Origin of the sequence: Mucilaginibacter aquatilis (assembly GCF_009755275.1) — a bacterium.
Classification (GTDB): Bacteria; Bacteroidota; Bacteroidia; order Sphingobacteriales; family Sphingobacteriaceae; genus Mucilaginibacter; species Mucilaginibacter aquatilis.
Genome location: NZ_WQLA01000001.1, coordinates 920544 through 947392 on the forward strand (window position 1 = coordinate 920544; position 26849 = coordinate 947392).

Annotated in this window: 21 protein-coding genes; 13 read left to right on the plus strand and 8 right to left on the minus strand. The window is 42.4% G+C overall.

Annotation, left to right across the window (positions count from 1 at the left end; all coding sequences use genetic code 11):
• Positions 1-230 precede the first annotated feature (230 nt).
• The 3 genes from GO816_RS04175 to GO816_RS04185 all read left to right on the plus strand — a co-directional run bounded on the left by GO816_RS04175 (position 231) and on the right by GO816_RS04185 (position 6126).
• On the plus strand, positions 231-3044 hold the full coding sequence (locus tag GO816_RS04175) for a 2-oxoglutarate dehydrogenase E1 component (protein ID WP_157540077.1): 2814 nt from the start codon (positions 231-233) through the stop codon (positions 3042-3044).
• A gap of 124 nt (positions 3045-3168) precedes the next feature.
• Positions 3169-4782, plus strand: coding sequence for a 2-oxoglutarate dehydrogenase complex dihydrolipoyllysine-residue succinyltransferase (gene odhB, locus GO816_RS04180; protein ID WP_157540078.1), 1614 nt, complete (start codon positions 3169-3171; stop codon positions 4780-4782).
• A 120-nt stretch (positions 4783-4902) separates the two neighbouring features.
• The gene (locus tag GO816_RS04185; RefSeq protein WP_157540079.1) at positions 4903-6126 is read left to right on the plus strand and encodes a DUF4272 domain-containing protein; all 1224 of its coding nucleotides are present in this window, start codon (positions 4903-4905) and stop codon (positions 6124-6126) included.
• A 117-nt stretch (positions 6127-6243) separates the two neighbouring features.
• Here the strand turns inward: GO816_RS04185 and GO816_RS04190 are convergent, their stop codons facing one another.
• Positions 6244-7755 (minus strand): alpha/beta fold hydrolase, encoded by a 1512-nt coding sequence (locus tag GO816_RS04190; protein WP_198171410.1) that lies wholly within the window; start codon positions 7753-7755, stop codon positions 6244-6246.
• Between the two features lie 156 nt (positions 7756-7911).
• Here GO816_RS04190 and GO816_RS04195 point away from each other — a divergent pair, with 156 nt between their 5' ends.
• Positions 7912-8322, plus strand: coding sequence for a nuclear transport factor 2 family protein (locus GO816_RS04195; protein WP_157540080.1), 411 nt, complete (start codon positions 7912-7914; stop codon positions 8320-8322).
• Positions 8323-8416: 94 nt separating this feature from the next.
• On the opposite strand, the gene GO816_RS04200 is transcribed toward GO816_RS04195, so the two are convergent.
• The 4 genes from GO816_RS04200 to GO816_RS04215 form a co-directional block, all read right to left on the minus strand.
• A complete protein-coding gene (locus GO816_RS04200; protein WP_157540081.1) occupies positions 8417-9490 on the minus strand; it encodes an SDR family oxidoreductase in 1074 nt (357 codons plus the stop codon).
• 93 nt (positions 9491-9583) lie between these two features.
• Positions 9584-10165 (minus strand): Crp/Fnr family transcriptional regulator, encoded by a 582-nt coding sequence (locus GO816_RS04205; protein ID WP_157540082.1) that lies wholly within the window; start codon positions 10163-10165, stop codon positions 9584-9586.
• 98 nt (positions 10166-10263) lie between these two features.
• A complete protein-coding gene (locus tag GO816_RS04210; protein ID WP_157540083.1) occupies positions 10264-11115 on the minus strand; it encodes a tetratricopeptide repeat protein in 852 nt (283 codons plus the stop codon).
• A gap of 36 nt (positions 11116-11151) precedes the next feature.
• A complete protein-coding gene (locus tag GO816_RS04215) occupies positions 11152-12477 on the minus strand; it encodes an APC family permease (RefSeq protein WP_157540084.1) in 1326 nt (441 codons plus the stop codon).
• A 109-nt stretch (positions 12478-12586) separates the two neighbouring features.
• Here GO816_RS04215 and GO816_RS04220 point away from each other — a divergent pair, with 109 nt between their 5' ends.
• From GO816_RS04220 to GO816_RS04230, 3 genes are all read left to right on the plus strand, one after another.
• A complete protein-coding gene (locus GO816_RS04220) occupies positions 12587-13249 on the plus strand; it encodes a hypothetical protein (protein ID WP_157540085.1) in 663 nt (220 codons plus the stop codon).
• A 165-nt stretch (positions 13250-13414) separates the two neighbouring features.
• On the plus strand, positions 13415-15295 hold the full coding sequence (locus tag GO816_RS04225) for a DNA topoisomerase IV subunit B (protein ID WP_157540086.1): 1881 nt from the start codon (positions 13415-13417) through the stop codon (positions 15293-15295).
• A gap of 188 nt (positions 15296-15483) precedes the next feature.
• Positions 15484-16629 (plus strand): BamA/TamA family outer membrane protein, encoded by a 1146-nt coding sequence (locus GO816_RS04230; protein ID WP_157540087.1) that lies wholly within the window; start codon positions 15484-15486, stop codon positions 16627-16629.
• Between the two features lie 10 nt (positions 16630-16639).
• On the opposite strand, the gene GO816_RS04235 is transcribed toward GO816_RS04230, so the two are convergent.
• Both GO816_RS04235 and GO816_RS04240 read right to left on the minus strand, forming a co-directional pair.
• A complete protein-coding gene (locus GO816_RS04235; protein ID WP_157540088.1) occupies positions 16640-18328 on the minus strand; it encodes an RluA family pseudouridine synthase in 1689 nt (562 codons plus the stop codon).
• Between the two features lie 66 nt (positions 18329-18394).
• Entirely contained in the window at positions 18395-19678 is a 1284-nt protein-coding gene (locus GO816_RS04240) for a DASH family cryptochrome (protein ID WP_157540089.1), read from the minus strand.
• 197 nt (positions 19679-19875) lie between these two features.
• On the opposite strand from GO816_RS04240, the gene GO816_RS04245 reads away from it, so the two are divergent.
• The 6 genes from GO816_RS04245 to GO816_RS04270 all read left to right on the plus strand — a co-directional run bounded on the left by GO816_RS04245 (position 19876) and on the right by GO816_RS04270 (position 25910).
• The gene (locus GO816_RS04245) at positions 19876-20529 is read left to right on the plus strand and encodes a TetR family transcriptional regulator C-terminal domain-containing protein (protein ID WP_157540090.1); all 654 of its coding nucleotides are present in this window, start codon (positions 19876-19878) and stop codon (positions 20527-20529) included.
• A gap of 106 nt (positions 20530-20635) precedes the next feature.
• Complete coding sequence (locus tag GO816_RS04250; protein ID WP_157540091.1) at positions 20636-21298, plus strand: HAD family hydrolase; 663 nt, start codon at positions 20636-20638, stop codon at positions 21296-21298.
• A gap of 1 nt (position 21299) precedes the next feature.
• Entirely contained in the window at positions 21300-22625 is a 1326-nt protein-coding gene (locus GO816_RS04255) for an ABC1 kinase family protein (RefSeq protein WP_157540092.1), read from the plus strand.
• Positions 22626-22789: 164 nt separating this feature from the next.
• Positions 22790-23683, plus strand: a complete 894-nt coding sequence (locus GO816_RS04260; protein WP_157540093.1) for an NAD(P)H-binding protein — start codon at positions 22790-22792, stop codon at positions 23681-23683.
• A gap of 18 nt (positions 23684-23701) precedes the next feature.
• Entirely contained in the window at positions 23702-24610 is a 909-nt protein-coding gene (locus GO816_RS04265; RefSeq protein ID WP_157540094.1) for a TIGR01777 family oxidoreductase, read from the plus strand.
• Positions 24603-25910 carry a cryptochrome/photolyase family protein gene (locus GO816_RS04270; protein ID WP_157540095.1) on the plus strand — a complete coding sequence of 436 codons (1308 nt, stop codon included), beginning with the start codon at positions 24603-24605 and terminating at the stop codon, positions 25908-25910. Before GO816_RS04265 ends, GO816_RS04270 begins: the two co-directional genes overlap by 8 nt.
• Here GO816_RS04270 and GO816_RS04275 read toward each other — a convergent pair.
• A complete protein-coding gene (locus tag GO816_RS04275; protein ID WP_157540096.1) occupies positions 25907-26848 on the minus strand; it encodes an FKBP-type peptidyl-prolyl cis-trans isomerase in 942 nt (313 codons plus the stop codon). The two genes, GO816_RS04270 and GO816_RS04275, sit on opposite strands and share 4 nt — an antisense overlap.
• Position 26849 lies beyond the last annotated feature (1 nt).

Below are 26849 nucleotides of genomic sequence, written 5' to 3' on the forward strand. Positions count from 1 at the left end.
AAAAGCTAATGCTATAGATGTTTATTTTGTAAAATGCAACCACATTTATCTATAAACTTCAATACTACAATTAACGGTTAAGTAAATAATAGTAACTGAAACTTTATTTAAGGGAAAGGCTGATTGCCAAACTGCAAAATATAAAAAAATGCAAAACCAAAAGCAAATTAAACCGTGTAGTTTACAGCATATATTCTTAGTTTTGTACCGTTTTACAGATTGGTATTCAGATGGATCGTCTAAATTACGTTAATAGCGGAAACGCTGACTATATAAATTCACTCTACGAAGCTTATAAACAAGACCCCGAATCAGTAGATTACGGTTGGCAAAAATTCTTCGAGGGTTTTGATTTTGGTCAAGGTTCGGCACCTCAATCAGCCGCAGGCACAGCTTCAGCAGCCACCCCTGAGCACGTTTTAAAAGAAATAAACGTGCTGAATATGATAAACGGATACCGTACCCGCGGACACCTGTTTACCAAAACCAACCCCGTACGCGAACGCCGCAAATATTATCCTGGTAAAGAGCTTGAAACCTTTGGTTTGAGCGAGGCTGATATGGACACCGTATTCAATGCAGGTGTTGAAGTAGGCTTAGGTCCGGCAAAGCTGCGTGACATACGCCAGCTGCTTGAGGATACTTACTGCCAGGCAATAGGTGCCGAGTACAAATACATGCGTAACCCAATCAAAACCAAATGGTTTGAGCAGCGCATGGAAAGCAAACGCAACCAGCCATCATTCTCTAAGGATGAAAAAACACGCATGCTTAAAAAGCTTAACCAAGCCGTTGGGTTTGAAAACTTTTTAGGAACCAAATTTTTGGGGCAAAAACGTTTTTCATTAGAAGGTGCCGAAGCATTGATTCCGGCTTTAGATTCGGTTATTGAAAAAGGCTCATCTTTAGGCATCGAAGAGTTTACCATTGGTATGGCTCACCGTGGCCGTTTAAATGTTTTGGCCAATATAATGGGCAAAACCTATAAAGAGATTTTTGCTGAGTTTGAAGGCAAAAATTATGATATGGAGTCGTCTTTTGGCGGCGACGTAAAATATCACTTAGGCTTCTCAACTGATGTTGAAACCTTTGATGGTAAAAAAATTCACTTGAGCTTATGCCCTAACCCATCGCACCTGGAAACAGTAGGCCCTGTGGTTGAAGGTATAACCCGCGCTAAAATTGACAGCAAATACGGCGACGATCATGATAAAATTGCACCTATATTAATACATGGCGATGCTTCAGTAGCAGGTCAGGGTATTATTTATGAGGTGTTGCAAATGGAAAAGCTGGACGGTTACAAAACCGGCGGTACTGTGCATTTGGTAATTAACAACCAAATTGGTTTTACCACCAATTTTAAAGATGCACGCTCAAGCACTTATTGTACTGATATTGCTAAAACCGTTTTATCTCCTGTATTCCACGTTAATGGTGATGATGTAGAAGCCTTAGCCTATGTTATTAACATGGCTATGGAGTACCGTCAGGAGTTTAACGAGGATGTGTTTATTGACATACTTTGTTACCGCCGCTACGGTCATAACGAGTCTGACGAGCCTAAATTCACTCAGCCTACCTTGTACAAGGCTATTGAATCGCATCCTAACCCGCGCGAAATTTACTATCAGAAATTACTTGCCGAGGGAAGCATTACTGCCGAGGCAGCTAAAGAAATAGAAAAGAGCTTTAAAGACCTGCTGCAAAAGCAACTTGACGAAACTAAGGCCGAAGCACGTATACAAGCGGGCAACCCAATGTTTACCGGTTCATGGCAAGGTTTACACTTACCTACCAAAGCCGAAGTTTATGCTGAAATTAACACCGCTATAAGCGAAGAGGCTTTACTTGAACTTGGCAAGCAAATAACTGATTTACCATCAGACAAGCAATTCTTCAAAAAAATAGAAAAGCTGTTTGATGACCGCCGTAAAATGGTTAACGAAACCAAAACCTTTGATTGGGCTATGGGCGAGTTAATGGCTTACGGTAGCTTACTTAAAGAAGGGCACCCGGTACGCCTGAGCGGCGAAGACGTGAAACGCGGAACATTCTCACACCGCCATGCTGTTGTAACCCTTCCTGATACAGACGAGGAATATACACCACTGGCAAACCTGGGCACCGAGGCTAAATTTTATATTTATAACTCGCTACTTTCAGAGTACGGCGTATTAGGTTTTGATTACGGTTACGCACTGGCTAACCCTAACGCACTTACTATTTGGGAAGCACAATTTGGCGACTTTGTTAATGGTGCGCAAATTATCATTGACCAGTACCTTGTTAGTGCCGAAACTAAATGGCAACGTGGTAACGGCTTGGTAATGTTATTGCCTCACGGTTATGAAGGCCAGGGCCCTGAACACTCATCAGCACGTATTGAGCGCTTTATGGAGCTTTGTGCTGATAATAACATTCAGGTGGCTAACTGTACCACTCCGGCTAACTTCTTCCACATTTTACGCCGCCAGCTACACCGCGATTTCCGTAAGCCATTAGTGATTTTCTCACCAAAAAGCTTACTGCGTCATCCGGCCTGCGTGTCAAAAATTGAAGATTTCACCAGTGGTGGTTTCCATGAGCTTATTGATGATACTTACACTGCCGATACCCAAAAGGTAAAACGCGTACTTTTCTGCAGCGGTAAAATTTATTATGAGTTACTTGACAAACAGCAGGCAGATAAACGCAGTGACGTAGCCATTGTACGTATTGAGCAACTTTACCCTACCCCTGTATTAGAGATGGAGGCAATTAAAGCTAAGTACAGCAATGCTACTGACTTTATTTGGGTACAAGAGGAGCCTGAAAATATGGGTGCATGGCCTTACATGCTGCGCCGTTTCCGCAAGAGCGAGTTGCAGCTGGAAGTAATTTCACGCAAGGAAGCAGGAAGCCCGGCTACCGGTTATTCAAAACAACATGCATCGCAGCAGTTGTACATTATCTCTAAAGCTTTTGAAGCCCCGGTTAGCCAGGATCAAAAAGAGAAAGTAAAAAAATCGACCAAGAAAATGGCCGAAACTAATGCAGATTAATTAGTTGGTGAATGGTGAGTGATGAGTAGTGAATAGTTGAATACGTGCTTTGTTAGCCGTCGAAACCATTCTCTACTCACTTCTCACTACTCACTAAACTCACAAACTACAATATAAAAACAACATGAGTTTAGAGATCAAAGTTCCGCCGGTTGGCGAATCTATTACCGAGGTAACCTTGTCGCGCTGGATTAAACAAGACGGCGATGCGGTTGAAATGGACGAAGTAATTGCCGAATTAGAATCGGACAAGGCCACTTTTGAGCTTACTGCTGAAAGTGCCGGAACTTTAAAAACTGTTGCCGCCGAAGGTGATACCTTAGCTATTGGCGCCGTAGTAGCCAGTATAGAAGATGGTGGCGCACCTGCTGCCGCTGCACCAGCGCCTGTTGATAAAAGCACCGCTGCCGCTGCTGATGAAAGCGCCCCAGGCCAACGTGCCGAAAGACCGGAAGCTGCTCAGGCTGAGCAAGCTCCTGCTGCTGAAGCTAAAACTTTAGAAATTAAAGTTCCGGCGGTGGGTGAGTCAATCACCGAAGTAACCCTGTCACGCTGGATTAAAAAAGACGGCGAACAGGTTGAAATGGATGAAGCCATTGCCGAACTGGAATCAGATAAAGCTACTTTTGAATTAACTGCTGAAAGTGCAGGTACACTTAAAACCATTGCCAATGAAGGTGATACCTTAGCTATTGGTGCTGTGGTTTGCTCAATAACCGGCGGTGGTGCTGCCCCAGCTGCTACGCCTTCTCAACAAGGTTCACAGCAAGGCCAAACGCCGGCTACAAGCAATGCTCCTGGTAACGAGGGTGGTTATGGTGGCGGTAATTATGCTGCCGGCACGCCATCACCTGCTGCAGGTAAAATTCTTACAGAAAAAGGTATCAGCCCTCAAAGCGTAAGCGGAACAGGTGTTGGTGGCCGTATTACAAAAGACGATGCTGTTAACGCACAAGCCGGAGCTAAAAAGCCTGAGGCTGCTGCACCAGCTACAAAACCTACCGCACAACCTGCATCAGCTCCAGCTGCATCAGGTGCCCGTGAAGAGCGCAGAGAAAAAATGACCAACCTTCGTAAAACAGTAGCCAAACGTTTGGTAGCTGTTAAAAACGAAACCGCTATGCTAACCACCTTTAACGAGGTAGATATGCAGCCGGTTATGGAGCTACGCTCAAAATATAAAGACAAGTTTAAAGAGAAACACGGTGTTGGCTTAGGCTTTATGTCGTTCTTTACTAAAGCGGTTTGCGTTGCCCTTTCTGAGTGGCCTGCCGTTGGCGCCCGTATTGAAGGTGAAGAAATTGTTTACAGCAACTTTGCTGATATTTCTATAGCTGTATCGGCTCCAAAAGGCTTGGTGGTTCCTATCATCCGCAATGCTGATGCCATGAGCCTTGCCGAAATTGAGAAAGCTGTGGTAACTCTAGCCGGTAAAGCCCGTGAAAACAAGCTGACCATTGAAGACATGACCGGCGGTACTTTCACTATTACTAATGGCGGTATCTTTGGTTCAATGATGTCTACTCCAATCATCAATGCGCCGCAATCGGCTATTTTAGGTATGCACAACATTATTGAGCGCCCTGTAGCTGTAAACGGCCAGGTGGTTATACGCCCAATGATGTACCTTGCCCTGTCATACGATCACCGTATTGTTGACGGCCGCGAATCGGTAAGCTTCCTGGTACGTGTTAAACAACTACTGGAAGACCCTGCACGTTTGCTGTTAGGTGTTTAAGTTGATTTTACTGAGTTATTCAGTTATCAAAATATCGAAAGCCCGGTTTTTACCGGGCTTTTTTTGTTGAACATTTAAATATAATTTAGGTTATTGATGTAACTATAATTGCCTTATAACATGATTTGTACCTTATATGCCCATCACGTTGGGTTTGAAAAAATCACTGCTATCATCAGGGAAATTTATCCTGACGGAAAACTATCGGAAAGTGCAAACGGCACCGACCATTTTGCCGATTTAACCATTAAAGGGGGCTTATTCGGCTCGTCAAAAGTCATTAAAGTATCTTACCGGCAAAAGCCTAAGCCATCCTATCAAATTGCCGAAGGAGATGACAGCGCATTTACCAACAACCTAAAAGGTCTTTACAATTATGTGGCTTCGCTGCCATCATCAAAACCTGATGTGCAAGCCCTATTGTTGCGTAAGGTTCAAACTTTAAATTGTGAGTTTACCGTAAGTGAAGATAAAGGTGAAACCAAAGAATTTAAAACGCTGATTGAACGTTTTGCACTTGAATTTGATGCTATCATTTTTGCTCAGCCCGATACGTCAATCAGCCGGTCGAAAGGGCAGCACTTTTTAGATAAGAACCTGAATTTACTTATTGACGGGCAGGGAGCCTGTGAAGTTGATACGCTGAAAGTGGAAATAGAAACAGCTCATTTTGATGCTGATCAGTCAGAGGTTACCGACGAACAAAAAACACGCAAGGAAAACAGCGAAGCCATAGTTAAGGCAAAAGGCATTAAGGTAAATATCAATTTGCCCTGTATCGAATCTGAAGATGAGGTTGCATTCAGGACGGCACAAGAAGTAGCCACCCGTGTAAGCGTTTTATCGGTAGTAAACTATGTAGCTTTTAATACTATACCACCAAACGTTGCTATTGATTATTTAAAACAACATAACCTGTGGGAGTATGCTACCCCTAAAGAAAAAGATTTTCTGCTGCAACCTACCGCCGAAAAGCAAACCGTTGAAACCTGGAAAGCCGAAGATATTTACATACTAATGTGGGCCTTAGGTAAGGTGAATACACTTGATTTTCCTGAAAACCTTTGCAACTTGAATGATATTGCCGATGAAGACCAACCCGTTGGCGGTGACAGAGATCCGTATACATTTATTAATGCTGCCAGAATCAGCCGTTCGCCAAAAGAGATATTAGATGCCGCCGACCTGTATTACAGGCTGGACTGGGCTTGCGTTGATGCGAGGCTAAACATGCAGGAAATGGAACAAGTTCATCCGGGTGTAGTGTATGAGCGGCACTATGCATTAAACTGGCTCATATCATATCAGAATGCTGAATGGGATGATGTGAGTTGCGATACCTAAATAACTTTGTTTGTGCAATCAATGTACACTTGTATTTTGAAAGAATATTGTATTGCTGACGGCCGCTAATTGGTAAGCTTGCTGGGAGCGCACATAGTGCAAATGAAAAGCAACTCCTTAATACACAACAACGTCCGGGTTAGACACCTGCACCTTTTTATACGGATTGTTTAAAAACTCACGCATCATTACATTCCATGTTGAGCCTCCCACACCGTGACCTTTTTTTAAAAACAGGAAGCTTTGCGCGTGAGGCATATAATGTTGTAAGCGCTGTATATAAAGCGGACTACAATTAGGATCCATTTCACCGTCGGCCATGAGTACCGGTTTTAAAGAGTAGTACGGTTGCTTGGTAGATGGTGTAACCGGGGGCGTAGGCCAACAATCGCACATATCTTTAATTACATCATTAATGCGATAGCGGGTGAGATAAGGGTATATATTGTAAAGTTGCTTAATAACATCCTGGCTATGGTAAGTGGCCTGGTCGGCACAATAAACCGATATACGCATACCATCAGGAGCCTGGTACTTTCTAAACAGGGCATCTAAATAAGATTTCACATAAGGCTTGTGATTTCCGTTAATCATATCGGTTATGATAAATGCTACATCATTACGGCGCTGGTTGTCGGACATGGCATTCATTATTTCGGCCAACAGCTCATTTTTGGTATAGGCGATATTTACAGAATCGGTTGTGCCTTTTTCAAGATAACGTAAGTAGAAAGTTTTACGCGCAATGCCGTTAAAGTATTCAAAAAAACGCTCCTTAAGATTTCGATAGCTTTGCTTGTCGGTCGAATCTTGCTCTACGTACTTAAATAAAGTAGTAAGCGACTGGTTAAAGTTCATAGGTTCATCTTCGTCAATGGCAGCAAACATAGGCAATGGAGAATCAAGCACTAAAGAGCGTATTCGCGACGGGTCTTTCTGTAAAACTGCGGTCATTAGGCCGCCGCTATACGAGCCGCCGTAAAGATTTACCGAATCAATTTTAAGCATCTTCAACAGGTCATGAATGTCTAACACGGTTTCGTCGGTAGTGTAACCTGCCAAGTCGATACCTTTCATTTCAAGCGTACGACGATACTTTTTAACTCCAACCAGCACCATACTGTCTTTGTTCAGGTTCTTGCGATACGATTCTCGGATGGCATTATCCAGATCAAATACCCTTAAATATGGCCACGCGTAACGTGTACCTCTTTGTTCAAAGGCGATTAAATCACGGTCTTTTATCAAATCACCTCTTGCTGCATTAAATATCCAAGATAACGAACTATTACCGGGCCCACCTGATGTGAATAATAGCGGGTCTTTCTTCTTGAAAGGATTTTTACTCTCCAATACAATGAACGGGAGTTTTACCATTTTTGAAGTTGTCTTTGAACGGTTTTCGGGCACGATAAGGTAACCGCATTTGGTTCTGAAACTGCTATCAATTTTTGCGAAGGGTACAGAGTATTCGGCTTTTACTAAAGAAGGAGCAGTTTTTAAGAAATTACTGTCAATCATAAAACGACAGTTACAAGGCTCCACTTTTGGAATGTATTTTTTATGTTGTGCCGTTGATGCATTACAAACCACACTCAATATAATGCTCAACAATAACCTGTTCATCATATAATAAATTTAATTAAACAGACGCAACGCAGACCAATTAGTTGCAATACTTACGTCTGTTTTTTTAATACGGCAAAACTACCACACAAACCATAATAACTACCACAAATCGCACTACAACGCAGGCTATCTTTGTATAAATCAAATAAATGCTTTATGGATAAGAGATACCCACTGCCTCCCTTCAATTACGAAACCGCTGTTGAAAAGATACAATTAGCCGAAGATGCCTGGAATAGCCAGAACCCCGAAAGAATTGCTCAAGCTTATACCATTGATACAGAATGGCGCAACCGGTCGCAATTTGTGAACGGACGTGCGGAGGTTATCGAATTTTTAAGCGGTAAGTGGGAACGTGAGCTTAACTATAAATTGCGCAAGGAACTTTGGGCTTTCACCGATAACCGCATTGCAGTACGTTTCGAGTACGAATACCAGGACCTTAGTGGTAATTGGTTCAGGGCTTATGGCAACGAGAACTGGGAGTTTAACGAAGATGGACTAATGGCTAAACGTTATGCCAGCATAAATGATGTGCCCATTACTGAAGCCGACCGCAGGCTGTAATTGCCGTAAATAATTACATAAGAGATACACTATAATAAAAGAGATATAATGCAAAAGCCCGGCAAAACCGGGCTTTTAACGTTTACACTTATTCTTACGGAATCAATTTTAACTCCCTTAACAAGGCAAAAAGTTCAAAGAATGATTCGCGCGTGTCTTGATAATGGGTAAAGCCCAGTTTACGGCTTTTCGACATGTCGGTCATTACCTCTAACGGGCGGCCAAGATCAAGGTCGGTGTGCCAGGCTGATGCCAGGCGCAACAGGTCGGTTTCCTTTAAGCCATGCTTTTGGGCAATTCTGGTCCATACTTCGGCATCGTTTGCCATTTCGGTTTCAAGCGGGTGTATGGTACCGTCAAAACCTGCGGCTTCAATGCCAAACCAGTCAGCTATTTGTTGCCAAAGCCAATTCCAACGAAAAATGTCGCCATTGGCTACATTAAAGGCCTGATTGCGGGCGGCGTCAGTGGTTGAAGCCCATATCATGTGTTCGGCCAGTAAACGGGCGTCCGTAACGTCCGATAGGCCGTTCCATTGCGCAGCCGAGCCGGGGAAGCGGAATGCACGCCCTGTTTCTTTACAAACACTGGCGTAGGTGGCCAGGGTGGTACCCATATTCATGAGGTTGCCCAGGGCGTAGCCAATTACAGTATGCGGGCGGTGTATGCCCCAGGTAAAGCCGTCGCGGGCGGCTGCGGCATAAACCACGTCTTCCTGCGCGTAATAAAAATTATCTAAAGTCAAACGCGGATGCTCCTCACGCACGGGTGTTAATGGCAAGGTTCCGGCTTTGGCGTAAGCATCAAAAGGTCCCAGGTAATGTTTTAACCCGGTAACCAGCGCCACATGTTCAACGCTGCCCTTGGCCGATAGTACATCAAGCACATTACTCACCAAAAGACTGTTTACCCTAATGTTTTCCGCTTCGGTATCGTTACGCATCCAGGCGGTAAAATATACGTGGGTAGGCACAATATCGGCTAAAGCCGTGGCAAGGCTATCCTTATCTAAAAGGTTGGCCGCAACCGTAATTAAGCCATTGATGTTACCATTGGGCGTACGCGATAAACCGTAGGTGATGATATTTTTGCTTAAAAGTTTTTTAGCAAGATTGCTGCCTGTAATGCCACTGGCCCCCACAATCAATGCTTTTATTGTATTTGACATTTGTTAAAATTTATAACATCAAAGTTAAAGACAACAAATTGTTGCACACTTGACGCTGCTTAAGAAATACACTTGATCTATATCAAGTGTATGCTATTTGCGCATGGCAATATTTTTCCTGATCCTGCTCAGGGTTTCGGGGGCAATGCCAAGGTAGGAGGCAATGAGGTTTTGCGGTATGCGTTCAATCATATCGGGGTTTGATTGGCTTAACCTCAGGAATTTTTCCTCGGCCGTATCAGTTACCGAACTCATTAAGCGCCGTTCTTTAGTTACAAGACTGTTTTGGTAAAGTATCCTGAAGTAGCGATCCATCATAGGTATGGCCAATGTTATGGCTTCATAATTTTCACGCGATAGCAGCAGCACTTCCGAATCCTCAATTGCATCGATATTAAACACAGCCGGAACACCTGTAAGAAAACTGTTAAAGTCGGATATCCACCAGCCTTCCCAGCCAAAAATGCTCATGTGCTCGTCGCCTTTGTCATCAACGTTGTAAGTACGAAGCAATCCTTTAGATACAAAGGCCAGGTTTCTGCAAACGTTGCCTTCCTGCAATAGGTATTGGCGTTTTCTTAACCTTTTTGGTACAAAGTAATTTTGCATCAGGGCTTTCTCCTGCTCGTTCAGGGTGACCTTTTCACTGATATGCGATAGCAAAATATCAAACATGCGGATTTAGATATCTCCTACAAAGATAATGCTTGTGCATGAATAGTTGCCTGTTACACCCTGTCTTGAAAAGCTATGTGAAGCAATTTGAAGATAACTTACTGCTGCCTTTTTACAATTTCTGCAACGGGTGAACCTGCCGGTGCCCAATTGCGCGCGTTATCTAACCATGTTTTATACTGCCCTTCATCTCCTGAGCGCTTGTAAGCGGCCGATAGGTTAAGTGCCATTTCGCTTTTTGTGTCCATTTGCTTATCTGTACATTGTTCTATTCCTTGTTTGTAAATTCTTATGCAATTAGGATAATCGGCCTTTTGTAAATACGAATAGCCCAACTCGCGTATAAGCATAATATCCTTTGGGTTGTAAGTCAAACCGGCGTTTAATATGCTTATCGCATTATTAAGCTGTCCTAGTGCATTGTAGGCATAAGCCATTTCAAATTCAAGTCCTTCAGCATGGGGTTTAACCGCGTAAGCCTTATGTAAATACAAAAGCGCAACTTCACAATCGTTTACGGCATTATACGTCCAGCCCCAGCGTACGTTATGAGCAACGGTGTCGGTATAATTGTAATAAAACTTTAGCCATGATGGCTCGGCGGGCAGGTTAAGTTCTTTGTAACGTGATGTTGGTATTAAAGCAACGTTACCCCAGTTAGGAGCTATACGATATTTTATTGATGAGTTTTTTGATATAGTGGTATCGGCTATATATTTACCATCGGCACCAACAGTAAATGTTCCTTTGGCATCATACGTAAAGCCGGCCTGTGTATCAATATAAATGTATCCGTAAGAATACTCCTTATCCTTTTTACTTTTAAAGGCAATCCATTGCTTTTCGCACCGGGTATAGCGCTTATCAAATTGAAGTGTATCAACTCTGTTGGATTGCCCAAACACACCCGAAGTAAGCGTGGTAAGCAGCAGTAGAATAATAGGTTTCATGATGAGGTTTTGATAGCACAATATAGCAAGTTAACTTTAATCAATTGCCGCTTTTGCCCGCCACTTTGCTAAATAAAAAATCATTAACCCGGTTGCAAAGGCGCCAAGGCATACCAACATGGCCTTAGGCTGAGCCATAAATATACTGATGATCACAAACCAGTAAACTACAATAAAAACTAGCGGCACTAATGGATATAGTTTTATTGTATAAATGCCGGTACCATCAAGTTCGCGGGTGCGTTTGCGCAAAATGAATATAGCAATGGCACCAAAACTCAGCCCAAGACATTCAAAAAAAATGGCGTAATTGAGTACCTCGCCAAATGAACTTACCACAAGTAAGATGAGCAGTACAGTGGCTACAAAGAAGCTCATACCAAATACCTGCGTTTGGGTACGCGGGTTTACGCGCTTGAAAATGGCCGGCAGTACACCATCTTCGGCCATGGCATAATACATTCTGGGTACCGACATAATGTTTACATTAACATAAGCCAATACCGATATAAACATGAGTATTGAAGTAATCTTTGACCCAATTGGCCCAAAAACAACCGAAGCCATTTTAGCTGCAAGGCCGGTATTTTGCTGCAAGCCGCCCATTCCTAAAACCGAGTAGTAAGCGTAATTTACCGCCATATATACCAAAATTACGATGGCAATACCCGCAAAAATCCCCTTTGGTATATTTCGCTTGGCATCTATAACGTCTCCGCCAAAATTTATAGTTTGCTGGTAACCGGTAAAGGTAAAAAACACAGCAACCAGTGCAAGCCCGAATGATGCAACCGTACTACCCTGCGGCATAACCGCCTGGTTTACCCGCGCACTACCTTCACTTAAAAAAACGGCCAGGCAAAGCAACGCAATCATTGCAACCTTAAATACCGTGAGCAAATTTTGCGTACGTGCGCTGGTTTTAATGCCCATAAAGTTTATAAAGTAAACTATAAGCACCATTACAATAGTGCTTATTTTGTTACCTGTTTGGTTTTGCATGGCCGGCGGCAACACTAAAGGGTTAAGGTATTCGGCGCCTATAAGTGCAACTGCTGCTACTGATGCTGTGGTGGCAACAATGGCCACCCAGTTTATCATAAAAGCAAATGCAGGGTGATAACAGTATGAAAACAGTTTATAAAACCCTCCGGTGGTTGGGTAGCGTGCACCAATTTCGGCAAAGGTAAATGCACCGCAAAGGGTTACCACACCACCAACAACCCAGGCAGCAAAAAACAAGTTTACACTGCCGGTTCTTAGGGCTACCTCACCCGGTGTTTTAAATATGCCGGTACCTATAATCAGGCTAACCACAATCATGGTAATGTCAAAGCGGTTTAGCCGGGGTTTTATACTCATTGTAGTTTTAGCTTACAGTTTTATTTTTCAATTAATATTATACATTTGCTTCCGCATACGTGCGTATCTTTGTTCCGCAAAAATTTAACTCATTGCCGGTTTAACATTAATGAAACACATTGCCAAGCAAATTACTCAAATAATGCTACTTGCTTCAGGTTTGCTATGCCTGGGTATGGCTGCTGTAAATGCGCAGGTAAAAGGTGTTAAAAAAAACAAGCCTGCAGCACGCGTTACCGCAAGTACTCCCCTATCAAACTTTACCAAAGAGGCATTTGAGGCTGGCATTGAATTTCACCTGCCCGAAGCGTTCAAAGAAGTTTCAGCTGCAAATAACGAAAACTTTTCTTTTGATTACGGCATGGAACTGCCGGGAAAAGATTTTGAGGTTTGGATGCAGGTGCACTCCTTAAAGCAAAACTGGGCAAGCTACGAGCAGGTTAAAAACGTTACCGGAAAAACCCTTGCCAACCCCGATTCGGCTTACCTTGAAGCCGCCCGTGCCCACGCTGCAGCGCTGAGTGATGATACGAGGTTTTTTACACGTAATTTACCTCCAAGTATATTAAGCGAGTACAATGCCGATTCGGGCAAAACATATTTGCTTAACCTGGCCGATTTGCCTGACACCAAGCATTACAAATACGCCCTCATTATAGCTGTGCAAAAAGACCACACAGGCTATATGCTGGCTGTTTGCCTCACCAACGTTAAAGGTCCCGACTTTTTTAAAAACATAAACAAAGCGCGCGATTGTATGCGTTTTAAATAGCAGCGCAACCTTGCCCATTGCCAATAATTTTAGTATGTTTGATGATAACAAAAGTTGTTATTACAAGGATACATTGCCATTTGCGCATATTATTGAATACCATTTCGTTGCATACTGATGGTGTAAGTTAATCCTTTCCTGAGGTAGCAATTAAACAGTTTTTACATGGCAGAAGGCATCAATTATAGTGAAGATAGTATACGGTCGCTTGATTGGAAAGAGCACATAAGGCTCCGTCCGGGTATGTATATAGGTAAACTGGGCGATGGCTCGGCTTATGATGATGGCATATACGTACTACTGAAAGAGATTGTAGATAACTCAATAGATGAGTTTGTGATGGGTGCCGGCCGCAGTATTGACGTAAGCATGAACGATCATAAAGTATCGGTACGTGATTACGGCCGGGGCATTCCGCTTGGTAAGGTAGTTGATTGCGTATCTAAAATTAATACAGGCGGTAAGTATGACAGTAAAGCCTTCCAAAAATCGGTTGGTTTAAATGGTGTAGGTACCAAAGCCGTAAACGCGCTTTCTACATCATTCACCGTACAATCATACCGCGACGGCCGCACCAAAATAGCCGAGTTTACCAAAGGCGAACTTGTGCGCGATGAGGCCGAAAAGGAAACCACACAGCGCAACGGTACAGCTATCAATTTTTATCCTGATGATAGCATATTCCGTAATTACCGCTTTATACCGGAGTTTGTACAAAACATGATATGGAACTATGTGTTCCTGAACGCCGGTTTAACCATCAACTTTAACGGAGAAAAATACTTTTCGCAAAACGGACTTAAAGATCTGCTTGATCGTAAAACCGATGCCGATAACATTCGCTATCCCATCATACACCTTAAAGGTGAGGATATTGAAATAGCCATGACCCACGGCCAGCAGTACGGCGAGGAGTACTATTCATTTGTAAACGGTCAGCATACCACGCAGGGCGGTACTCACCAGGCAGCCTTTCGTGAGGCTGTGGTAAAAACCATCCGCGAGCATTTCAAAAAAGATTTTGATGCTGCAGATATCCGGGCATCTATTGTTGCGGCTATTGCCATAAAAGTACAGGAACCGGTATTTGAATCACAAACAAAAACTAAGCTGGGCTCGCAAAATATTGGCCCCGATGGTCCCACTGTTCGTACGTTCATTAATGATTTCCTTACAACACAGTTAGATAACTACCTGCACAAAAACCCGGCGACAGCCGATGCTTTGCTGAAACGTATTTTACAATCAGAGCGTGAACGCAAGGATATTGCCGGTATAAAAAAGCTAGCCAATGAGCGCGCAAAAAAAGCATCATTGCACAACCGCAAACTGCGCGACTGCAAGGTGCATTTTGATGACAACCATGAGCGTAAACAGGAAACAACCTTATTTATTACGGAGGGTGACTCGGCAAGTGGTTCTATTACCAAATCTCGCGATGTGGCTACACAGGCGGTATTCAGCTTAAAAGGTAAACCACTTAACTGTTTTGGCCTAACTAAAAAGGTTGTGTATGAAAACGAAGAGTTTAACCTTTTACAGCACGCATTAAATATTGAAGATGGAATTGATGGCCTGCGTTACAATAATATTGTAATAGCAACAGATGCCGACGTTGACGGCATGCACATCCGTTTACTGATCATGACTTTCTTTTTGCAGTTTTTCCCTGATGTGGTTAAAGCGGGTCACGTTTTTATATTACAAACGCCTTTATTCCGCGTACGTAATAAAAAGGAAACTATTTATTGCTACAGTGACGAAGAGCGCAGAAATGCTATTGCCAAATTAGGCAACAAGCCCGAGATTACACGCTTTAAAGGTTTGGGTGAAATATCCCCGGATGAGTTTGGCCTTTTCATTGGAAAGGATATGCGCCTCGATCCTGTGATTTTAAAAGATGCTAACATTAAAGGATTACTTGAATACTTTATGGGCAAAAACACGCCAACCCGCCAGCAACATATTGTGCAAAACCTGCGGGTAGAAAAAGACGATGCCACCGTGAATCCGCTGGTTTCGGAACCGGAAGCTTTGGTAGCTTAAACAACTATACGAGGGCCTGCTAATGCAGGCCCTTTTTTTATATCAGTATTACAGTTTATTTTTAGCCTTTAATGGATCGATTGGTAGATTTACAGATACTGTCAACCTTACAACATAAAGCGTCTGTATGCAAACTTTGCAAACAATAAAGGTAACTTTGCCTTTAATCAACCTGCGGCTTTGCATAAATGAGAAAATACGTTACCCTGATATTGTTAGGATTGCTTTGTGTTACCAACGCATATGCGCAACCTAAATTCATAAAAACAATTGCACCTAAGTTTGTACGCAAAATGCTGTTTGAAAAAGACAGCAGCCGCAGCGCAAGCTTCTTTTTACTGCCGGTAATTAGCTCCGCACCCGAAACAGGCCTGGAACTTGGTGCCTCAACCCTATACTCTTTTTATACCGATACCAGCAAAGTAACCCGCGTATCAAACGTATTTGCCTACGGCACATTTACTACCGAAGGACAACAACGCGTTAGCGTAAGCAGCAGTTACTGGACAGCGCAAAACCGCTATCATTATACGGGGCTTATAAGCTATGTAAACTTCCCTTTCAACTTTTATGGCATTGGCAACAACACAGAAAAAAGCAGCGAGCAACGCATAAGCGAAAAAAGGCTGCGCATAAATTTTAGCGGAGAAAAAAGATTAGGTAACTGGTACCTTGGTTATGTTGCCGGCGGCTACAACTTTACTTACCGCATAGATAACACGGGGAAACCATTTGAAGCACAGCTTACCTCTTATGACCGCAATGGCGGCGCAGGTATTTTTGCCGGGCCAAACATAACGTTTGATAACCGTAATAATAACACCTACACTACCAAAGGCATGGTAGTAAATGCTTATTTAAATGTAATGCACGGCTTATTTGCCGATAATAACTATAAGGGCAGTTTTTTTAACATAGAATACGCCCAATTTTTTAGCTTAAGCAAACGGTTTATTGTTGGCTTAAACATCCAAGAACAAAGCTTACTGGGCAACCAAACGCCGTTTTACCTTTTACCCGAACTTGGCAACGACGAAATGATGCGCGGATATTATAACGGGCGCTACCGCGATAAAAACCTACTTGCCGGCCAAACAGAATTACGCTATCGCATTAGTGACCGAATAGGCATTGCTGCATTTGCAGGGACGGGAACAGTTTTTCGTAACAAACTCGATTTGAAACAATTTAAGCCTAATTATGGAGGCGGCCTTCGCTATTTCTTTGATACGGAGAAAGGTTTAACCATGCGTATTGATTACGGAGTTGGACAGCAAGCTGCTGGAGAAAAACGTCAGCAAGGCTTTTATATGAGTTTAGGAGAAGCTTTTTAAAGTTCTCAATTTAAAATTCCTCTGCAAGTTCAAAAGCCATCACCTGTGAGGTTTGCGGATGCAAAAACTCCAGGTAAGATGCCTGTAAGTGCAACCGTTGGCTATTTATACCATACAGGTCGTCGCCTACAATAGGTGCGTTAAGCCCTAACTCATGTGCTGAATGCATACGTAACTGATGTGTACGGCCTGTTAAGGGCCAAAAATACACTTTTGTAGTGGTAGGGGTACGCAATACCACCTTCCATTTGGTGAGGCTGCGTTTACCGTACTTAAAGCATACTAACTGCCTTGGTCGGTTTTCCAAATCGCCACGCAATGGAAGGTCAATCTCACCTTCATCATCATTTAATACTTTTGATAACAGCGCTGTATAACGCTTTTTCACCGTACGCTTTAAAAACTGCGCCTGAATAAATTTGTGAGCTTCCTTTGTTTTAGCAACAACCAAAAGCCCCGATGTTCCCATATCAAGCCGGTGGATAATAAGCGGCTCAATATTACCCAGCATCACTTTCAGCCGGCTGTAAACCGAATCTTCTATATATACACCGGGTACCGATCTTAAATCGGCAGGTTTATTCACCACAACAAAATATTCATCTTGGTAAACTATAGTCAAATCAACACCGTGTACATTATTATGCAGCAATGGGTTCTCATCAATCTCCATTCCCTCAAGCATATGTCCTAGTATAGGCTTACACTTGCCGTTACACGCCGGGTAAAACTGCTTGTGCTGCCTTACCTCTGATTTGGGCGCTGCGCCCCACCAAAACTCTGCCATGGCCAAAGGCTTATAACCATTTAAAAAAGCATATTGTAACAGCTTGGGTGTTGCGCACTCGCCAGCCGCCGACGGCGGTTTTTGAAAGGCAGTTACACTAAAAATATCATGCAGGCTTTTGGTTTGCCCCGCTTTGTTTAAAAATGAGTACTGCTCAAATAACTGTTGTTGCAATGCGCCCGAACGTTCTTTGCGCTCATTTTTTAGTACTTCAACTTTGTCGTCAAATAATTTTATTTCATTTGCTGTATTTTTCAGCAAGCTTTCATTGCTTTGGAGTAAAAGAGCAAGCCTGTGTTTATCATGCAAGCTTTGCTTAATAAGGTCGGCCTCAAAGTATGTGTACGCATCAGCATCCAACTCACTTTGCTGTGCCACACGCAAAGCTTTACGCTTTGCTTTGTTTTCCTTAAGTTCGGTTTTTAAGGCTTTAACATTAGCCTCACAGTCAAGCTTCAGTTTGGCCTGGCTTTCTTTCAGGCGCAAGTAAAACTCATCAACTTCCAACGCTTCTATCTTGGCGTTTATCTCGTTGATGATTTCCTGACCTTTCAAAAAAAAGCTACCCTCGGCCAGCATATCAAATACCGGTGGAACGAATTTATGATGATGATTTGAACCGGCTAGTTTACCCGAAAAGGCTGATAAATATCCTATGTTGCCTTCAGCATCCTGCACTACCAGCACGCCAAACATTTTGCCTATGGCGTTGCCTTCTTTACTATCATCAAGGCCAAAGTTATGGTCAAAATCATTTTGTGTTTTTAGGTATTGCTGCAACTCAGCAGCGGCTATTTCGGTTAGCTTATGGGGTTTGTAAAAAAACGGAAAAGTAAAATGCTCAGGTAAGGCAATGCCTTCTATGTCGAGCTTATTGAAATAATTAATTTTGCCGTTGTTACCGAGTGTCAATTGCCTAAAAGTTTGCTGATGCAAAAATAACGGTTTACTGATTTTGTAAAAAGATACCGGAAGCCCTTAAGCTACAGGTTGGCTGTTAAGCCATAGCTTTACGTATTCACCTTTGGGGTCAAGTTCGGTATACGCTTTAGGACTGAAATACCTGTTCTCACGTGGATCATTACCCACTCCTGCAATATAAGCCCAATTACCCCAATTACTTGCAGGCGAGTAATCAATCAGTTTCTCTTCAAACCATTGTGCGCCGCGGGTCCAGTCAACTTTTAAATCTTTAACCAAATATGCTGCAACAGCCTGGCGGTGTGCATTGCCAATAAAACCCGTAGCATTAAGTTCATGCATACTGGCGTCAACAAAATGAACACCTGTATCACCGCTTTTCCATTGCTCAAAAAGTTCTTCCTGATTATCGGCCAGTTCGGGGGCTGCTCCTTTAAAGCCTTCCGGATTAAAGAACCGGTGACTATGCTTTTTAAACATGAAGCGGAAGTAATCACGCCACAGTAGTTCAAGCATCAATGGGTGATTATTGATTTCCTGACCGTGTTTTACAACCTCCCAGTATACCTGCCTGGGCGATACACACCCCAAAGCAAGCCACGGCGATAGCTTTGATGATGCACTATTACGTGTACTTTTGGTATTACGTGCTGCGCTGTAGTTAGCAAAAAACTGCTCAAGCTGATGCCAGGCAATGGTTTCGCCTCCTTTAAATGAGTAACCTGCCCTTACATCCGCTCCGGGTGCAGGTAAGCCTAAATCGTCAAGAGTTGGTATTTGACCTGCATCTGCCAACGCTGGCATATTTATCAACTCAGGAGTGGCTAAACAGGGCCTTACGTTACTGTCGCGCTCAACTTTTTTCTTAAACGTGTTAAAGCTGTCAGGTATGTCCTTAATCGGAAAAGGTAAATCTTCTTTATGGTAAAGCGTATGGCCTATGAAATGCTTAAGGTTCAATTTCATTTTCCATAGCGCTGCTTCAACTTCTTCTGAAATGTTGGTTTCTTCTAATGCTACTTCTCTATGATGATAAACCTCATTTACCTCGTATTGCACAGCAAGCTGCGGTATAACCTCCGCAGGATTGCCATGGGCAATCAACAAATCGGCACCTAACTTTTGGAGGTTATGCCTTAAATCGGCAACACTTTCAATTAAGAACTGCGCACGGTGACTTCCCGTTTTTTGTCCGCCACCTGGTGTAACTGTAAAGTAATGGGGGTCAAAAACGTATACAGGTACTATTTTATCTGCCTTACGTGTGGCTTCGAGCAATATTTCATTGTCATGCACACGTAAATCATTTCTAAACCAAACCAGTATCGTTCTTTCGCTCATTGTTTATAACCAATCCAAATTAACAAACAAAAATGCTAATTTTCTAATTTATACAGCATAGTTACGGCATTATTTGACACCTTACCAACACTTGTGCATAACCTTAATCACATTCTAATTATTTGATTTTAAACCAGCCTCACACTATTTGGTTAATTATAACGTACATTTATATAAATCATCATATCAGATACACTATGGCTACTACCGAAAGCATTCAGAACGCCTATATTGATTATGTACTTACCGAGGGCCATGAGCCAAAATCGGTTTACCTGTTCGCCAAAAACAATGACATGAGCGAGGAGGAATTTTATCGCTTTTTTGGCTCATTTGAAGCAGTTGAACAAAGCATATGGGCAGATTATGCCCGCAAAACCATAACCGAAATAAAAACCCAGGAAATATGGCCGCAATACTCGGCGCGTGAGAAAGCTCTATCGTTTTTCTACAGCTTTTTTGAATTGCTTAAAAGCAGCCGCAGCTTTGCCGTATACAGCATCAGGAAGCATCCGCGTGGCATATCGTCACCAAGGGTACTTGATACGTTTAAAAATTTATTTGAGGGCTTTGCCGATGAAATTTTGCGCGATGGGCTGGATAGCGGCGAACTCACCGACCGTAAGTTTTTTGCCAAACGATATAAAGACGGGTTATGGATGCAATTTGGCTTTGTGCTGAATTTCTGGATCAATGATAATTCGGCAGGTTTCGAGAAAACTGATGAAGCTATTGAAAAAGGTGTGAACGTTACATTCGATCTATTTCAGCGTTCACCTATTGACAACCTTATCGACTACGGAAAATTTCTGGTAAAAAACGGAAATTTTAAGGAGAAAATGGGATTATAAAAGCCAGCATCAGCTTATTTAAAAAGGGAAATTAGCCCTTTAAATTGTAAATTTTAATTCAATATATTGAATAGCCTTACCACAAGGGTAAGGCCCGGAGGAACACATGTACGCTGCTATTTTTGATATGGACGGTACTCTTGTTGATAACAACCCATATCATTTCAAAACCTGGAAAAACCTGTTTGAACAATACAATCGCGTTGAGGTAACGCCCGAGCTGTATAATGAAAAATTAAGCGGCGTACCCGGAATGGTTATTATGCGTGAGTTTTTTGCTGATGACTATACCGAGGAGCATATGAAAGAAATGTTTGATGCCAAAACACTGCAATACAAGCAGGATTACGCACCATACGTGGCCCCGGTAAACGGTTTAGAACGTTTTTTAACCGAATTAAAACATGCAGGCGTAAAGCTGGCTGTAGCATCATCGGCAACGGCTTCAAATATTGATTTCATATTAAGCAAGCTGCCTTTCAAACACCTGTTTGACGTTATTATTGACGGCCCGCGTGTAAGCAAAGCAAAGCCAAACCCACAAATATTTTTGAAAGCAGCCGAAGACCTAGGTGTAAGGCCCGAAAATTGCGTAGTATTTGAAGATTCGCTTTCGGGTGTTAAAGCAGGTAATGCTGCAGGCATGAAAGTAATTGGTATTACTACCAGTCATACGGGTGAAGAGCTGCAACCTGTGCATAGGGTAATTACCGATTACAGCGAAATAACCGAGCGCGATATAGCAGCTTTATTTGAAGTTAACGATTAATATGAGCGAAGAGAAAGCCAGAGAGCAGAATAGTATACCTACCAGTAAAGTTGAACGGTCGGCAAAGTTTGTTAAAACCGGTTTTAAGGTTGGCGGTAACTATATTAAGCATTATTCAAAAAAACTCTTCAATCCAAACCTTGATAAAACCGAACTTAACGAAGATAATGCTGCAGATATTTATGCATCGTTAAGTGAACTTAAAGGCAGTGCGCTTAAGGTAGCACAAATGCTTAGCATGGATAAAAACATCCTGCCAAAAGCTTACGTTGATAAATTCTCGCAATCACAATACAATGCCCCGCCGCTGTCCGGACCATTGATTGTACAAACGTTCAGAAAATACTTTGGCAAATCGCCCGAGCAAATATATGATAAGTTTAACCTGCGTTCTACTAATGCGGCATCGATAGGTCAGGTTCATCAGGCTGAGCTTAACGGCCAAAAACTGGCAGTAAAAATACAGTATCCAGGTGTAGGCGATTCCATTTCTTCTGACCTTAAACTGGTTAAGCCATTTGCTTTCCGGCTGTTAGGCATGAGCGAAAAAGAACTCGATGTTTACATGCGCGAGGTGGAGGAACGTCTTTTAGAAGAAACTGATTATGAACTGGAAGTCCGCCGTTCGGTTGAGTTTTCAAATGCTTGTGCCAATCTTCAAAATATAGTATTTCCAACTTATTACCCTCAACTATCCAGCAAGCGTATAATTACCATGAGCTGGATTGACGGTAAACACCTTAAGGAGTTTTTGCAAACTAACCCGTCACAAGAGTTGCGTAACCAAATTGGCCAGGCCTTGTGGGATTTTTATAACTTTCAGCAACATGAATTGCGTGCTGTACATGCCGATCCGCATCCTGGTAACTTTTTAATAACTCCTGAAGGTGATTTAGGCATCATTGACTTCGGCTGTATCAAAGAAATGCCCGAAGATTTTTACGATCCCTTTTTCTCTCTCACATCAACAAACCTGCTTGATAACAAAGAGGAAACTATTAAAGCGTTCCGCAAGCTTGAAATGATTTTACCGGGGGATAACGCTCAGCAAATTGAGTTTTACTACAGCATTTATCACCAGATGATAAGCTTGTTTGCAAAGCCCTACATGGTCGGCACGTTTGATTTTGGCGAAACCGGATTTTTTGATGAGCTATACGGCTTTGGCGAGCAACTATCCCGTATGCCCGAGTTTAAACAAGCGCGTGGAGTTAAGCATTTTATCTATGTAAACCGTACCAACTTTGGTTTATATAATATTTTGCACGAGCTTAAAGCGCAGGTAAAAACTGATACTTACAAACCACACGTGGTACTTGAACATTAGTGGTAATCAAATTGACAAACAGCCTAATTTAGTTAAATAACATTTCAGCTTAACCAGCATGCTGAGTTATGTATTTCAACCGTTATTAATATTTCTCTAAGCAGATTTTAACATAAACCTACAATTTTAAAACCCCATCAATACTTTGTTGTTTCTTTACATTGATGAAGGTACTGCTAACGGGCGCTAACGGTTATATTGGTGCAAGATTGATTCCGGCATTGCTGGCTGAAGGCCATGAGGTAGTATGTTTGGTACGTGACAAGGCCTTATTTGAGAAGCAAACTGATTATGCTACACAGGTAACCATAATTACCGGCGATTTACTTCGCAACCGGGGTATGGAATCATTACCAACCGACATACAGGTAGCTTATTACCTTGTAAACGCATTACCACAAACTTCGGGTTTTGCGGGCTTGGAAGCCCTGTCTGCCGAAAACTTTATCAAAGCGGTTAATCAAACTCATTGTAAGCAAATTATCTCGCTTAGCGAAATCGATGACCATTTAACGGAAGCCGGCTTATCGCGCCTGCATGTTGAAGATATCTTGCGCCAGGCAGATGCAGCAATCACCATCCTGAAATCGACAATGATTATTGGTGAAGGCAGTATTGCGCTTGAATTAATGGAAGGCCTTACCAAAAAGTCGCCTGTATTAATTGCGCAAAAATGGGCTAAAGCGCAAGAAGAACCTATTGCAACAAGCAACGTTGTTGAATACCTTTCTGGTTGCTTACTTAATGAAGATACATTTAATGCCGAATTCCACATCAGCGGGCCAGAGGTACTAACGTTTAAACAAATGTTATTGCTGCACGGTGAGGTTTGCCGTAAACGAAAGGTAAGCATTATGACAATGCCTCAAGTGTCGGCAGCGCTATCTTCATACTGGCTTAATTACTTAACGCCTATAAGTTATTCGCATGCAAAAACATTGGTTGAAAACTTAAAGTATGACTTGGTATCGCGCGATGATGCCATTAAAAACATAATACCGCTTAAACTGAAAACCTTACGGGAAGCACTGCTTGAGACCATGCCGGTGAACAATTAAGATTTATATTTTTGGCTGATGCAAAAACATGTTTTAATTACGGGAGGCACCGGACTTATTGGACAGCAATTAACACAGCAACTATTAAACAAAGGTTACACAGTTAGCCACTTAAGCCGTAAGCCAGGTAACCATAAAAATGTAGCTACTTTTTTATGGGATTTACAAAAAAACGAAATAGATAAGCGCAGCGTAGATGGTGTTGACACCATTGTGCACCTTGCCGGAACCGGAATTGCAGATAAACGTTGGACGGAAAAGCGCAAAGCCGAAATTTTGGAAAGCAGGACCAAATCTATTGGTTTGATTTATGACCTACTGAAATCAAAGCCCAACCACTCCGTAAAACATGTTATATCGGCATCAGGTGTTGGCTATTACAGTGACAGAGGTGATCGGATTTTAACCGAAGATGATACACCCGCACATGACTTTTTAGGAAAATGCTGCGTTGAATGGGAAAATGCGGTTGATGATGGAAAACAATTAGGTATAAATGTTACCAAGTTTCGCACGGGCGTTGTACTCACTAAAAAGGAAGGTGCCTTGCCACAATTGGCTCTACCAGTTAAACTGGGAGTTGGCTCGCCGTTGGGAAGCGGTAATCAATGGGTATCATGGCTGCACCTACAGGATGCTGTAGGAATGTACCTTGATGCAATTGAAGGCAAATTACAACCTGGCACATACAATATGGCCGCGCCAAACCCTGTAACCAACAAAGAGCTTACCAAAGCCGTTGCCTGGCAATTAAAAAGGCCACTATGGGCGCCAAATGTTCCAGCCTTTATTATAAAACTACTTTTTGGCGAACTCTCAACCCTGGTTTTAGGCAGTACACGAGTTTCGACAAACAAAATTGAAGAGGCAGGCTATAAGTTTAAGTTTGCCCATTTAGCTGATGCTTTAAAAGATATTTATGGATAATAATACGCCGGTAACCATATTTTGGTTTCGCCGCGATTTGCGGTTGCATGATAACGCTGGTTTGTACAGGGCACTAAAAGCCAAAAACCCTGTATTATGCCTTTTTATTTTTGACCGCGATATTTTAGATAAACTGGAAGATAAAGACGACGCGCGCGTAACCTTTATTTACAACACCATTGAACAGCTTAACAAAGAGCTTGGCGAACATAAAAGTAGTTTATTAGTTAAGTATGATAAGCCCGAAAAAGCGTGGGAAGACATACTTGAACATTACAATGTAGCCGCCGTTTATACCAACCGCGATTACGAACCTTACGCAAAAGAACGTGATGGTAAAATAGGCGACATGCTTAAAAAGCATGACATTCCTTTTAAAACGTTTAAAGACCAGATAATATTTGAGCGTGAAGAAGTTGTAAAGGATGACAAGAAGCCTTACACCGTATTCACTCCTTATAAAAAACGCTGGTTAAAAACCGTTAACGATTTTTACCTCAAACCATACCCGACTGAAAAGTACTTCAAAAACCTCGCAAAAGTCGACGGACTGGAAATACCATCGCTAAAAAGCATGGGGTTTGTGAAAAGTGAACTGGAAATACCCGGAACCGAGTATGAAGACATTATTGATGATTACTCAAAAAACCGCGACATCCCATCAAAAAAAGGCACATCACATATAGGCATTCACTTAAGGTTTGGAACTATAAGCATAAGGGATGCGGTACGTACGTCATTTAAAAGGGAGCAAACCTGGATGGGTGAGTTAATATGGCGCGAATTTTATATGATGGCACTTGACTTTTTTCCAGATACGGCACACTCCGCCTATAGGCCTGCCTATGACAGAATTCAATGGCGTAATAACGAAGAAGAGTTTGAAGCTTGGTGCGAGGGTAAAACGGGCTACCCGTTGGTTGATGCCGGCATGCGCGAATTGAACACTACAGGGTTTATGCACAACCGCGTGCGTATGGTTACTGCCAGCTTTTTAATTAAGCATTTACTTATTGACTGGCGCTGGGGCGAACATTACTTTGCACGCAAATTACTTGACTACGAAGGATCAACAAATGTGGGCAGCTGGCAATGGGTAGCCGGATCGGGTACGGATGTAATGCCGTATTTCAGGGTTTTTAATCCTGAAGCACAGCTTAAGAAATTTGATCCGAAAATGGAGTATGTAAAAAAATGGGTTCCGGAGTATGGAACTGACCAATATCCGGAGCCCATTGTTGATAACAAAGAAGGTAAGGAGCGCGCCTTGAAAACTTACAAAGAAGCCGTTAAGGGTTAATTATTTTTAACTGTTAACAATTTAACTTCAAAGCGTAAGCATTGGAACGGAGCAACTGTTACAACGCCATTATCTACTCGTCCGCCAGTACCATAGGCAATGCCTGATGGCAGAAATAATGATATCTGCCCTCCGGCTTTAATCTTTTGTAAACCTTCGCCAAAGCCTTTTACTACACCATCAACGTTAAATTCAGTTCCTGCTTCAGAAGCATTTGAGCTGTTATCAAATTGGATGTTGTTCAAGTACGTTCCGGTGTACTGCGTAGTAACGGTTGATGTTGGAGTAACTACAACTTTACCCGTGTCAGGCTGTGTTCTTTTCCAAAACAAGCCTGAAGCTTCGCGCGTGTAGGTGCTTATATCTATTCCATTTGCAGTGGCATAGGTTTTTATACAAGCCTCATCATACACAGCAAGCTGCCTGTCATCCAAAACATTTACGTAATACTCAAGCGATGTATTACCCTTGATACGAGTTGCCCCAGTACCGTACCCACTTTGACCAAAAGCAAGCCGCGATGGTATAATAAATCTTGCACGTGTGCCTTTATACTTTGCTAGGTTACGGATAGCCAGCATAAGTCCTTTAGGCAAATCAACCCCAGTTGAACCTAAGAACCTGTAGCTATGATTAGCTATTGTATCACTTGAATTATAACTACCATCCAATGATTTTACTGAGTACACGTATGCAATCTGAGTAGAGTAATCAAGTGGAACAAGGTTTTTTGTAGGCTGAGACAGAATCTCATAATATATACCGGTAGTGTCACCATCGGTTAAATCGCGCTTCATGTTGGTTAAGTTGTTAGACTTAAGGTAACCCTCAATCTGCTGCTGGTCATAAGCTTTTATATCAATATCATTGCGTTCCTTACGACATGCACTTAATGCCACTACAGCCAATATTAAAAGCGTCGGATAAAATTTTCTCATT

What these genes read in the sequence shown, in the direction of transcription:
- GO816_RS04175 (WP_157540077.1), top strand. Translation starts at nt 231, where the DNA reads ATGGATCGTCTAAATTACGTTAATAGCGGAAACGCTGACTATATAAAT.
- odhB (WP_157540078.1), top strand. Translation starts at nt 3,169, where the DNA reads ATGAGTTTAGAGATCAAAGTTCCGCCGGTTGGCGAATCTATTACCGAG.
- GO816_RS04185 (WP_157540079.1), top strand. Translation starts at nt 4,903, where the DNA reads ATGATTTGTACCTTATATGCCCATCACGTTGGGTTTGAAAAAATCACT.
- GO816_RS04190 (WP_198171410.1), bottom strand. Translation starts at nt 7,755, where the DNA reads ATGATGAACAGGTTATTGTTGAGCATTATATTGAGTGTGGTTTGTAAT.
- GO816_RS04195 (WP_157540080.1), top strand. Translation starts at nt 7,912, where the DNA reads ATGGATAAGAGATACCCACTGCCTCCCTTCAATTACGAAACCGCTGTT.
- GO816_RS04200 (WP_157540081.1), bottom strand. Translation starts at nt 9,490, where the DNA reads ATGTCAAATACAATAAAAGCATTGATTGTGGGGGCCAGTGGCATTACA.
- GO816_RS04205 (WP_157540082.1), bottom strand. Translation starts at nt 10,165, where the DNA reads ATGTTTGATATTTTGCTATCGCATATCAGTGAAAAGGTCACCCTGAAC.
- GO816_RS04210 (WP_157540083.1), bottom strand. Translation starts at nt 11,115, where the DNA reads ATGAAACCTATTATTCTACTGCTGCTTACCACGCTTACTTCGGGTGTG.
- GO816_RS04215 (WP_157540084.1), bottom strand. Translation starts at nt 12,477, where the DNA reads ATGAGTATAAAACCCCGGCTAAACCGCTTTGACATTACCATGATTGTG.
- GO816_RS04220 (WP_157540085.1), top strand. Translation starts at nt 12,587, where the DNA reads ATGAAACACATTGCCAAGCAAATTACTCAAATAATGCTACTTGCTTCA.
- GO816_RS04225 (WP_157540086.1), top strand. Translation starts at nt 13,415, where the DNA reads ATGGCAGAAGGCATCAATTATAGTGAAGATAGTATACGGTCGCTTGAT.
- GO816_RS04230 (WP_157540087.1), top strand. Translation starts at nt 15,484, where the DNA reads ATGAGAAAATACGTTACCCTGATATTGTTAGGATTGCTTTGTGTTACC.
- GO816_RS04240 (WP_157540089.1), bottom strand. Translation starts at nt 19,678, where the DNA reads ATGAGCGAAAGAACGATACTGGTTTGGTTTAGAAATGATTTACGTGTG.
- GO816_RS04245 (WP_157540090.1), top strand. Translation starts at nt 19,876, where the DNA reads ATGGCTACTACCGAAAGCATTCAGAACGCCTATATTGATTATGTACTT.
- GO816_RS04250 (WP_157540091.1), top strand. Translation starts at nt 20,636, where the DNA reads ATGTACGCTGCTATTTTTGATATGGACGGTACTCTTGTTGATAACAAC.
- GO816_RS04255 (WP_157540092.1), top strand. Translation starts at nt 21,300, where the DNA reads ATGAGCGAAGAGAAAGCCAGAGAGCAGAATAGTATACCTACCAGTAAA.
- GO816_RS04260 (WP_157540093.1), top strand. Translation starts at nt 22,790, where the DNA reads ATGAAGGTACTGCTAACGGGCGCTAACGGTTATATTGGTGCAAGATTG.
- GO816_RS04265 (WP_157540094.1), top strand. Translation starts at nt 23,702, where the DNA reads ATGCAAAAACATGTTTTAATTACGGGAGGCACCGGACTTATTGGACAG.
- GO816_RS04270 (WP_157540095.1), top strand. Translation starts at nt 24,603, where the DNA reads ATGGATAATAATACGCCGGTAACCATATTTTGGTTTCGCCGCGATTTG.
- GO816_RS04275 (WP_157540096.1), bottom strand. Translation starts at nt 26,848, where the DNA reads ATGAGAAAATTTTATCCGACGCTTTTAATATTGGCTGTAGTGGCATTA.